The sequence below is a fragment of the Streptomyces sp. NBC_01235 genome, from assembly GCF_035989285.1.
In the GTDB taxonomy this organism is placed as follows: Bacteria; Actinomycetota; Actinomycetes; order Streptomycetales; family Streptomycetaceae; genus Streptomyces.
In genome coordinates, this window is sequence record NZ_CP108513.1 from 5,407,638 (window position 1) to 5,416,647 (window position 9,010).

Genomic DNA, 9,010 nt, shown 5'->3' on the forward strand with positions numbered 1-9,010 from the left:
CAACATGGTCAAACTTCCAGACGGTTGGCCGGTCGGGCTCCCTTCCGGAGGGGAGCCGGGAGCCCGAGCAGTCGGCACCGACGTACAGCCACAACTGAACATCATCCGCACAGCCACAACTGAACAGACGGATCCGAATCGACGGATCCGAACCGCACAGCCACAACTGAACAGCTACGGATTCACGGATACACAGACCCTCCCGCTCGGCCGAAAGGAGCCGTCAGAACATGTCCGGGCACCAAGGACGCCCGGACGTACGCAGCAGGGCGTCGGCCTCTCGGGCGGCGCCCGCTCGTTCTTCCCGGAGCCGGCCCAGCGCCGCCAGCCGCTCCGCCGACTCGTCGCCCAGCCACAGCGTCGCCAGCTCGGCGACGTCCAGGGTGAGGTCGGCACCGCGGGTGGTCGGCGTACAGGAGGCGCCGTCGGGGGTCGCGTCCAGCAGGAAGCGGCCTCCGGCCGGCCCGGCCCGGTCCACCACCTCCAGGACCAACGTGCCCGCCGCGCCGTACGTACGCGCCTGAAGAGCCCGTACGACGTCCAGGACGCGCACCCACAGCCAGTCCGCCTGCGTGGTGATGCGCGCCGCGCGCGGGTCCGGCAGATAGAGGGGAACCAGGTCGTCGGGGGCACGCCAGCCGGTCTTCACCCGCGTGATCCAGTCGATGGAGCACAGGTAGTGCCACAGGGCGCGCTCCGCGGCCGGGGTCACCGCGATCAGCCAGTTCACGGACGCCGTGTTCAGCGGCTGCTTGGCGTCGCTCCACTTGTCGTCCGCCTCGTACGAGACCAGGCCCTCCACCGCGCCGTCCGCCGAGCGGTACACCGCGTAGAACGGCTCGGTCCAGGAGCTGTCGTACAGCCGCAGCAGCCCGGTGTTCGCCGCCCACCAGTGCTCGTCCCGGCTGACCGCGCCGGGCTGGGCGAGGCGCAGCCGCTCGTGCAGCTCGGGGCCGATCTTGCGGACCTCCTCACCGTCGGCGAGGTCGATACGGCCGCCGTCCGCCGGGACCGGCCGGCGCGGGTCGAGGCCGGCCCGCGGCACGTCGATCGTCCACTCGGTCATCGTGGTGGCCGGGCCGAAGCCGTACCGCCCGTAGATCCGGTACTCGGCGGCGATCAGGGTGGCGACGACGTCCCCGCGTTCCTTCGCGGCCGTCAGGTCCTCGCTCATCAGACGGGTGAGGAGGCCGCGGCGGCGGTGGGTGGCGACGACGGAGACGTTGGAGATGGCGTCGGCGGGGACAGGGGTGCCGCCCACCGCCGTGAGCTCCTGGGGGAAAGAGCGGAACGTCGCCACGCACCTGCCCGCGTCGAAGGCGCCCGAGGTGCGGGAGTCCGCGGTGGCGGTGCGGCGGTCGGCGACCGCCTGGTCGGTGACGGTGGGCGGGCGCAGGAAGCCCGTGTTGAGGGCGCGTATCCAGTCGGGGAGCTCGGCGTCGGTGATCGGGCGTACGTCGGTCATGGGGCCACGGTAAGCAGGTGGGGAGTGAGTGTGCGGGGATTTTTCCGCCCCCGCCGCCGTGACCGCCCTGCCCGTTCCCGCCCCGGCGTCACACCAGCAGGTCCTCCACCTGTGCCTCACCCTCCCGGTACCGCCTGCTGATCTCCACGCCCGACTCGTCGGCCGTTCGCTGGAGGTGCTGGCGTCGGCTGGAGACCTGCTGTTCGTAGCGGATCAGGCGGGCCATCGCCTCGTGGAGCTCGAGGTCGGTGCGGGCGTCGAGGTCGGAGAGTTCGACGTCGGCGAGCATGTCGGCGGCCAGCCGGCGGTACTCCTCGCTCTGCGGGGTGCCCAGCGTGACGTGGCGGGCCGAGGAGCGGTGGCGGGCCGGGGCGTCGGTGAGGATCTCCGGCAGCCGGTCGACCACCGAGGCCGCGCCCGCCGGGGACCGCCTGGCCAGCTCCGCGCGCAGGATGTCGATACGGCCCTGGAGCAGCCGTCGTACGTAGCTCAGGTCGGCCTCGTCGCGCTGGGCGTCCCGGCGCAGGGTGCGCAGTTCGGGCAGGCTCAGCCGGGCCAGGTCGTGCTCCGGTGGTTCCGCGGGCAGCACGGGGCTGTCGCTGCGCTGTGTCGGCGGCCGGTGTGTAGCGGGCCGCCCGGTACTCGGTGTGCTCATGTCCCTCTACCGTCCCCTCGACCGGCCTGTGGTGGAAGCATCGTGCCACCCCAAGTAGCCGCTATGTGACCGAGTCCCCCCGAACGGCCCAGACAGGGTTTTAAGGAATAAAAATGGGCCCCCGCGAGTACGCGTCCGGCACCCGGCATCATGGTCCGCATGCGAGCGGTGGTGCAGAGAGTGGACGGCGCGAGCGTCGTCGTGGACGGCGAGACGGTCGGGGAGATCAGCGGCGAGGGCCTGTGCGTCCTGGTCGGGGTCACCCACGAGGACACCAAGGAGAAGGCGGCCCAGCTCGCCCGCAAGCTCTGGTCCGTCCGCATGCTGCACGACGAGAGGTCGTGCAGCGACATCGACGCCCCGCTGCTGGTCATCAGCCAGTTCACGCTCTACGGGGACGCCCGCAAGGGCCGCCGCCCCACCTGGAACGCGGCCGCCCCCGGCGATGTCGCCGAGCCCCTCGTCGACGAGGTCGTCGCCCAGCTGCGCGCCCTGGGCGCGACGGTGGCGACGGGCCGGTTCGGCGCGCAGATGCGCGTGTCACTGACGAACGACGGCCCGTTCACCGTCCTGATCGAGATGTAGCGCACCAGGTACGCGGGGAGAACTAGGGTTCGACGACGACTTCCTGGGCCGCCGCGGTCGTGCCCGCCACCAGGGGCGCGTCCACCGGCACGTTGCGCTTCACCAGGGCCAGGGCCACCGGGCCTAGCTCGTAGTGGCGCGCGGACGTGGTGATGAAGCCGATCTTGCGGCCGTCGGGGTCCTCGCCGGCGACGCGGAGTTCGGTGCCGGCGGCCGGGAGGTGGACCTCGCTGCCGTCGAGGTGCAGGAAGACGAGCCGGCGGGGCGGCTTGCCCAGGTTCTGCACCCGGGCGACGGTCTCCTGCCCCCGGTAGCAGCCCTTCTGCAGATGGACCGCCGTGCCGATCCAGCCCAGCTCGTGCGGGATGGTGCGGTGGTCGGTCTCGAAGCCGAGGCGCGGGCGGTGGTGCTCGACGCGCAGGGCCTCGTGGGCGAGGATCCCGACCGGCGGACCGGCCTGCGCGGCGTACGACTCCAGGTCGACGCGGGGCAGGAAGAGGTCGCGGCCGTACGCGGTCTCGCGGACGACGACACCGGGCGGGACGGGAGCGATCGACCCCGCCGGGAGGTGGACGACCGCGGTGTCCGCCGTCCGGTCGGCGACCTCGACCCGGTAGAAGAACTTCATCGACTCCAGGTAGGCGATCAGCGCCTCCTGGGTGCCGGGTTCGACATGCGCCCACACCGTCTCCCCGTCGTCCACCAGGTAGAGCGCGTGCTCGATGTGGCCGTGCGCGGAGAGGATCAGCGCCTCGGTGGCCTGGCCGACGGGGAGGTCGGTGACGTGCTGGGTGAGCAGCAGGTGCAGCCAGCTCAGCCGGTCCTCGCCGGAGACGGCGACGACTCCGCGGTGCGAGAGGTCGACGAAACCGGTGCCGTCGGCGAGGGCACGCTGCTCGCGGAACAGGTCGCCGTAGTGACCGGCGACGCCTTCGTCCACACCCTCGGCGGGGACGGCGCCGGGCAGGGACAGCAGAGGGCTCTTCATGGGCCTAAGCCTACGACTCGGTAATTGAACCCTTGGCCGTCGAATCCTTGAGCGCGCAGTCCTTGCAGCGGCCGAAGATCGCGAAGTGCTTCATGTCCGTCTCGAAGCCGAACGTCCCGCGCAGCTTGGCCGTGAACTCGGCGGCCACCTGGACGTCCGCCTCGATGACGTTCTGGCAGTCCCGGCAGACCAGATGGAGGTGGTGGTGCCGGTCGGCGAGGTGGTACGTCGGCGCCCCGTGTCCCAGATGGGCATGGCTGACCAGCCCGAGCTCCTCGAGGAGCTCCAGGGTCCGGTACACGGTCGAGATATTGACGCCCGACGCCGTCTTCCTCACTTCCACGAGGATGTCGTCGGGGGTCGCGTGCTCCAGGGTGTCCACGGCTTCGAGCACGAGTTGCCGCTGCGGGGTCAGCCGGTAGCCACGCTGCCGCAGATCGCTCTTCCAGTCGGTGCTTCCAGTGTTCACCACACCGAAGAGTCTAGGACCACGTCAGCTGCACGGACCGGCGTCCCGGGATTGCGGCTCGGGTCGTCGACGGCAGATCCGACTCGCCGCGTCGTCGGCGTACGCGAGAGCCCACGGCCCTGCGCGGGAGGTGAGGGTCGCCTCAAGTGCCGACGCCTGCTCGGACGTCGGCGAGAGCTTGACCCTCACCACCGGCTTCACGTTCCAGAACGCTGGACGGCAGCCTGCAACGCGTCCTGCCGAACCGCGTCCTTCTCGAACAGGTGGCCTGGGCCGCCTGTCACTTGAAGAAGGCGATCCCGTCGTCCGGCATGTCGTCCGGGAGGGCCTTCGCCCAGCGTTCGACGTCCTCCGGGGTGACGACCTTCTTCAGGTGGGCCGACATGTAGGGGCGCAGCTCGACCTCGGGGGTCTGCTTCTCGCCGACCCACATGAGGTCGCTCTTGACGTAGCCGTACAGACGCTTGCCGCCGGTGTAGGGGCCGGAGGCGGCGGTGCGGGCCACCGCGTCCGTGACCAGGTCGATCTGCGGCTTCTTGTCGGCCAGATCGCCGTACCAGACCTCGACCACGCCGTCGTTGCGGACCATGGTCACCTCGACCTTGCGGTCGGCGTCGATGCGCCAGAAGCCGGACTCCGACTCCAGGGGCCGGACCTTGTTGCCGTCGTTGTCCAGAACCCAGGTGTAGGAGTGGTACTCCAGGAAGTCCCGGCCGTCGTGACCGAAGGTGACCTCCTGCCCGAAGTTGCACTTCTCCGAACCGGGGAAGTCGTGCACGCCCGCGCCCGCCCAGGTGCCCAGCAGGAAGGCGAGGGGGACGAGGTCCTTGTGGAGGTCGGACGGAATCTCGATCATGAGTGGCAGTTCCCGGAGGTTCCTGGAGTGGTCGGTCAGCGCTGGCCCTGGTACAGCTTCTTCACGGTCAGACCGGCGAAGGCGAGGACGCCGACGCAGACCAGGACCAGCAGGGCTTCGAAGAAGATCTCCACGGGTGCTCCTCGGATGAGCGTGCTTCGGGGTACGTACGACTCGGGATACGTACAACAGGGCCGGGCCCAGCTTACGCGGCCGGGAACCGGCCCTCCTTGTGAGGTACGCCCTCACGGTGGTCGGTCCAGCAGCCGGCTCCGGAGGACGACGGTCTGCTGGAAGGGAACGGCCGCCGCGGTGCCCTTGCGGGAGTGCAGGATCAGGGCGACGTCGCCCGCGCGGAGGCAGGCCTGCCGGAAGTGCTCCGCGCCGTACGGCTTCACCTCGTCGTAGGCGTAGCGCGTGACGTTCGCGGAGTCGGCGTCCGTCGGACACCCCTCGTCGGACTCCGTCTCGGCGGCACCGCGGGCGGCGTGCAGGGGGGTGGTGAACGAGGTGAGCTCGCCGTACACGTGCTCGGCCACCGCCCCGTGTCGAACTGCGGCAGGTGGACGCCGGTGCGGGTGCCGTCCGGGATGGTCCGGCCCCGGGCCGCGATGTGCCGCAGACCGTGATCGGTGAGCGGTTGTCCGACCTCGTCGCGGTACTCCTTCGCCTCGAACACCGTCAGGAAGCCCTTCGTGGCCGGCCGGCCGCCGGTGCCGCGCTGCGCCTTGCCGTCCGTCGCGCCCCCGGGTGCGGGCAGCAGCAGTGCGCGCAGGTCCGCGTAGTGGGCGCCGCCCCGGTGCGGGGGGATGATTACGATTCAGGCATGGCGAAGAAGCTCGTGATCAAGGTGACGGCGGGGACCGATGCCCCCGAGCGGTGCTCTCAGGCGTTCACGGTCGCGGCGGTGGCCGTGGCCAGCGGGGTCGAGGTCTCCCTGTGGCTGACCGGGGAGTCCGCGTGGTTCGCGCTGCCGGGCCGGGCCGCCGAGTTCGAGCTGCCGCACGCGGCCCCGCTGCCCGACCTGATCGACTCGATCCTCGCGGGCGGCCGGCTCACCCTGTGCACCCAGTGCGCGGCCCGCCGGGACATCACGGAGAAGGACGTCATCGAGGGCGTACGGATCGCCGGCGCACAGGTGTTCGTACAGGAGGCCCTGGGAGACGAGACGCAGGCGCTCGTCTACTGATCCTTGGACGCACGCACGGCTACTGGCGTCGCTTCTTGCCGTCCAGCTCGTCCCACCACTCGTCGGACTTGGGGTCGCCGGAGGGGTCGTCCCACCAGCGGTCCTCGGGGCCGCGCCGGTTGGCGACCATCGCGGCGAGCGGCGGGATGACCATGGCCACCACACACATCCCGACAGCCACGGGCATCGACCAGATACGCACGACTCCCCAGGCCAGGACGAACAACCCGATGCAGGTCCCCATCATGGCGAAGTAGATGTGCCGACGGCGGGCGTACATACGTCCAGAGTAGGCCTGGGCATGCCGGAAGGGCCGTACCCCAGGCGTCCAACCCGTGGGATACGGCCCTTCCGGTCTCAAGGTCCCGTCACAGACCCTTACGGCTGCTCAGACAGCGATCGCGACCTCCGCGAGGCCGCCCTGCTGGGCCACGACCGTGCGGTCGGCGGTGGCGCCGGGGACGAGCGCGCGGACGGTCCAGGTGCCCTCGGCCGCGTAGAAGCGGAACTGGCCCGTCGCGGAGGTCGGAACCTCCGCCGTGAACTCGCCGGTCGAGTCGAGGAGGCGCACGTAGCCGGTCACCGGCTCGCCGTCGCGGGTCACCTGACCCTGGATCGTGGTCTCACCGGGCTTGATCGTCGAGGCGTCCGGGCCGCCGGCCTTCGCTCCACACATGTGTTTCTCCAGAGATGTCTGACCGGAAGGCCGGTCGGGTTCGCGGTTCTTGTTCGCTTGGGCTTGTCGCTTGCCTGTCGCTTACTTGTTGGCGCCGAGCTCGATCGGGACGCCGACCAGGGAGCCGTACTCGGTCCAGGAGCCGTCGTAGTTCTTGACGTTCTCCACGCCCAGCAGCTCGTGCAGGACGAACCAGGTCAGGGCCGAGCGCTCACCGATGCGGCAGTAGGCGATCGTGTCCTTGGCGAGGTCGACCTGCTCGTCGGCGTAGAGCTCCTTGAGCTCGTCGTCCGACTTGAAGGTGCCGTCGTCGTTGGCGTTCTTCGACCACGGGATGTTGCGGGCGGACGGGACGTGACCCGGGCGCTGCGACTGCTCCTGCGGGAGGTGGGCCGGCGCGAGCAGCTTGCCGCTGAACTCGTCGGGCGAACGGACGTCGACCAGGTTCTGCGAACCGATGGCCGCCACGACGTCGTCGCGGAAGGCGCGGATGGACTTGTCCTGCGGCTTGGCCTGGTAGGAGGTCTCGGCGCGCTCCGGCACCTCCTCGACCAGCTCGCGGGCGTCCAGCTCCCACTTCTTGCGGCCACCGTCGAGAAGCTTGACGTTCTCGTGGCCGTACAGCTTGAAGTACCAGTAGGCGTAGGACGCGAACCAGTTGTTGTTGCCGCCGTAGAGGATCACCAGCGTGTCGTTGGCGATGCCCTTCGCCGACAGGAGCTTCTCGAAGCCCTCCTGGTCGACGAAGTCACGGCGGACCGGGTCCTGAAGGTCCTTGGTCCAGTCGATCCGGATGGCGTTCCGGATGTGGTTCTTCTCGTAGATCGACGTGTCCTCGTCGACCTCGACGATGGCGATGTCGGCGTTGTCGAGGTTGGCCTCGACCCAGTCGGCGTCGACCAGGACGTCGCTGCGGCTCATGCTCGTTCTCCTCCGGGGCAGTTGCGGCGGGGGTGTGCAAGAAAGAGGGGTGCGCGGCCGGGTCTCGCCGGCGGCCGGCGCACGGATGCCCTCGGGTGAGGGCGCCGGGAGGCGCGGAAGGCCGGCGGCGCTTCCGCTCAGAAGAGGCGACAGAGCATGGCGGCGACGCGGCACAGGTCTACTGCCCGCCGCTTCGTGAGATCCGCCTGTCGCTGCATCATGCCGTCGATCGTAGGGACGGACAGGCGGGCGTGTCACCAGCGTGCCGAATAATGAGACGCGATCGTCCGGATAGTGGGACAAGAGAAGCGCCCGGGCCGTCGTCGCACGGCTTCCGGGCGCTTGTATCCGTCATCACATCTACGGTGCGGACGGCGGCGTCTCGCCTGTCGGACACTCGCCGTCCACCGAAGGTCAGCCCTACCCGGCCAGCTTGACGTTCGAACCCTTCACCGAGATCTCCACACCGTTCTTCCCCGCCTCGACCTTGTCGAGCTGGATCCCGCCGGGCAGGTCGTCGATCTTCTGCTGGAAGTCGGTGATCGAGCGCACCTCGTTCTCGGCCGCCCGGACCCCGCCGAAGCTGGGCAGCGAGTCGGCGTGCACCCGGACGGTGTCGCCGGAGACGGTGACCGTGCTGAGGACGTACACGGGCTGCGGCAGCTTGGTGCCGAGGACGGTGGCCTCGACGGCGACCTTGATCTTGCCGTTGCCGCCGTCGGAGAGCCCGACGACGTTGGCGGTGACGCCCTGCATCACCTGCGTCGGCTCGGACTTCGCCGTCTTCAGCAGCTCGGCGTAGGTGATGGACGCGGTGCCGGTGGCGCTGGAGGCGGTGGCGGAGCTGTAGTCGCCGGAGAACTCGACGCCCCTCATGTCCGCCTGGAGGTCGTCGATACGGATCGTCTGGCCGCTGGTGCCGGTCGCCGCCTGGTAGTCCTTGATGCCGACCTCGACGTCGTCCAGCGAGCCGCCGACGACCTGGGTGAGGAACGGGAAGCCCTTGATGGAGACGTCCGGGGTGGCGGCGAGGCCCTCGTTGGCCTTCAGCTTGTCGGCCGCCTCGCCCTCCGCGAAGTTCACGGCGAGGCGGTCCGCGAGCACGAAGAGGCCGCCCAGGACCACGACGACGACCAGCAGTATTCGAAGCGCACGCATGCGGTAGTTCCCCCTGACATCACTGACGACGGTTCAAGGTAACCCTCC

At 69.8% G+C, this 9,010-nt stretch carries 13 protein-coding genes; 2 read left to right on the plus strand and 11 right to left on the minus strand.

From position 1 onward, the window contains the following. Positions 1–223 precede the first annotated feature (223 nt). Together OG289_RS23935 and OG289_RS23940 are read right to left on the minus strand one after the other, a co-directional pair. Complete coding sequence (locus OG289_RS23935; RefSeq protein WP_327316092.1) at positions 224–1,465, minus strand: GNAT family N-acetyltransferase; 1,242 nt, start codon at positions 1,463–1,465, stop codon at positions 224–226. Positions 1,466–1,553: 88 nt separating this feature from the next. Then, positions 1,554–2,120 (minus strand): RsiG family protein, encoded by a 567-nt coding sequence (locus OG289_RS23940; protein ID WP_327316093.1) that lies wholly within the window; start codon positions 2,118–2,120, stop codon positions 1,554–1,556. Positions 2,121–2,279: 159 nt separating this feature from the next. Here OG289_RS23940 and dtd point away from each other — a divergent pair, with 159 nt between their 5' ends. Beyond that, the gene (dtd, locus tag OG289_RS23945) at positions 2,280–2,705 is read left to right on the plus strand and encodes a D-aminoacyl-tRNA deacylase (protein WP_327316094.1); all 426 of its coding nucleotides are present in this window, start codon (positions 2,280–2,282) and stop codon (positions 2,703–2,705) included. Positions 2,706–2,727: 22 nt separating this feature from the next. On the opposite strand, the gene ygfZ is transcribed toward dtd, so the two are convergent. The 4 genes from ygfZ to OG289_RS23965 all read right to left on the minus strand — a co-directional run bounded on the left by ygfZ (position 2,728) and on the right by OG289_RS23965 (position 5,557). Continuing rightward, a complete protein-coding gene (gene ygfZ / locus OG289_RS23950) occupies positions 2,728–3,693 on the minus strand; it encodes a CAF17-like 4Fe-4S cluster assembly/insertion protein YgfZ (RefSeq protein ID WP_327316095.1) in 966 nt (321 codons plus the stop codon). Between the two features lie 10 nt (positions 3,694–3,703). After that, the gene (locus OG289_RS23955) at positions 3,704–4,165 is read right to left on the minus strand and encodes a Fur family transcriptional regulator (protein ID WP_327316096.1); all 462 of its coding nucleotides are present in this window, start codon (positions 4,163–4,165) and stop codon (positions 3,704–3,706) included. Between the two features lie 277 nt (positions 4,166–4,442). Further along, positions 4,443–5,018: an FABP family protein gene (locus tag OG289_RS23960; RefSeq protein ID WP_327316097.1), complete on the minus strand. Its 576-nt coding sequence runs from the start codon at positions 5,016–5,018 to the stop codon at positions 4,443–4,445. 245 nt (positions 5,019–5,263) lie between these two features. Then, a complete protein-coding gene (locus OG289_RS23965; protein WP_327316098.1) occupies positions 5,264–5,557 on the minus strand; it encodes a hypothetical protein in 294 nt (97 codons plus the stop codon). 287 nt (positions 5,558–5,844) lie between these two features. Here OG289_RS23965 and OG289_RS23970 point away from each other — a divergent pair, with 287 nt between their 5' ends. Then, positions 5,845–6,207, plus strand: a complete 363-nt coding sequence (locus OG289_RS23970) for a DsrE family protein (RefSeq protein WP_327316099.1) — start codon at positions 5,845–5,847, stop codon at positions 6,205–6,207. A 19-nt stretch (positions 6,208–6,226) separates the two neighbouring features. On the opposite strand, the gene OG289_RS23975 is transcribed toward OG289_RS23970, so the two are convergent. From OG289_RS23975 to OG289_RS23990, 5 genes are all read right to left on the minus strand, one after another. Further along, positions 6,227–6,487: a DUF3099 domain-containing protein gene (locus OG289_RS23975; RefSeq protein ID WP_327316100.1), complete on the minus strand. Its 261-nt coding sequence runs from the start codon at positions 6,485–6,487 to the stop codon at positions 6,227–6,229. Between the two features lie 108 nt (positions 6,488–6,595). Then, positions 6,596–6,883: a DUF1416 domain-containing protein gene (locus OG289_RS23980; RefSeq protein WP_010351646.1), complete on the minus strand. Its 288-nt coding sequence runs from the start codon at positions 6,881–6,883 to the stop codon at positions 6,596–6,598. Positions 6,884–6,964: 81 nt separating this feature from the next. Continuing rightward, a complete protein-coding gene (locus OG289_RS23985) occupies positions 6,965–7,804 on the minus strand; it encodes a sulfurtransferase (protein WP_327316101.1) in 840 nt (279 codons plus the stop codon). A gap of 137 nt (positions 7,805–7,941) precedes the next feature. Continuing rightward, complete coding sequence (locus OG289_RS49745) at positions 7,942–8,025, minus strand: putative leader peptide (RefSeq protein ID WP_442819098.1); 84 nt, start codon at positions 8,023–8,025, stop codon at positions 7,942–7,944. A 199-nt stretch (positions 8,026–8,224) separates the two neighbouring features. After that, positions 8,225–8,962, minus strand: coding sequence for an LmeA family phospholipid-binding protein (locus tag OG289_RS23990; protein ID WP_327316102.1), 738 nt, complete (start codon positions 8,960–8,962; stop codon positions 8,225–8,227). Positions 8,963–9,010 lie beyond the last annotated feature (48 nt).

Bases quoted from the DNA above. Each gene is read 5' to 3' on its own strand.
- OG289_RS23935 (WP_327316092.1), bottom strand. From the start codon at position 1,465: ATGACCGACGTACGCCCGATCACCGACGCCGAGCTCCCCGACTGGATA.
- OG289_RS23940 (WP_327316093.1), bottom strand. From the start codon at position 2,120: ATGAGCACACCGAGTACCGGGCGGCCCGCTACACACCGGCCGCCGACA.
- dtd (WP_327316094.1), top strand. From the start codon at position 2,280: ATGCGAGCGGTGGTGCAGAGAGTGGACGGCGCGAGCGTCGTCGTGGAC.
- ygfZ (WP_327316095.1), bottom strand. From the start codon at position 3,693: ATGAAGAGCCCTCTGCTGTCCCTGCCCGGCGCCGTCCCCGCCGAGGGT.
- OG289_RS23960 (WP_327316097.1), bottom strand. From the start codon at position 5,018: ATGATCGAGATTCCGTCCGACCTCCACAAGGACCTCGTCCCCCTCGCC.
- OG289_RS23970 (WP_327316099.1), top strand. From the start codon at position 5,845: ATGGCGAAGAAGCTCGTGATCAAGGTGACGGCGGGGACCGATGCCCCC.
- OG289_RS23975 (WP_327316100.1), bottom strand. From the start codon at position 6,487: ATGTACGCCCGCCGTCGGCACATCTACTTCGCCATGATGGGGACCTGC.
- OG289_RS23980 (WP_010351646.1), bottom strand. From the start codon at position 6,883: ATGTGTGGAGCGAAGGCCGGCGGCCCGGACGCCTCGACGATCAAGCCC.
- OG289_RS23985 (WP_327316101.1), bottom strand. From the start codon at position 7,804: ATGAGCCGCAGCGACGTCCTGGTCGACGCCGACTGGGTCGAGGCCAAC.
- OG289_RS49745 (WP_442819098.1), bottom strand. From the start codon at position 8,025: ATGATGCAGCGACAGGCGGATCTCACGAAGCGGCGGGCAGTAGACCTG.
- OG289_RS23990 (WP_327316102.1), bottom strand. From the start codon at position 8,962: ATGCGTGCGCTTCGAATACTGCTGGTCGTCGTCGTGGTCCTGGGCGGC.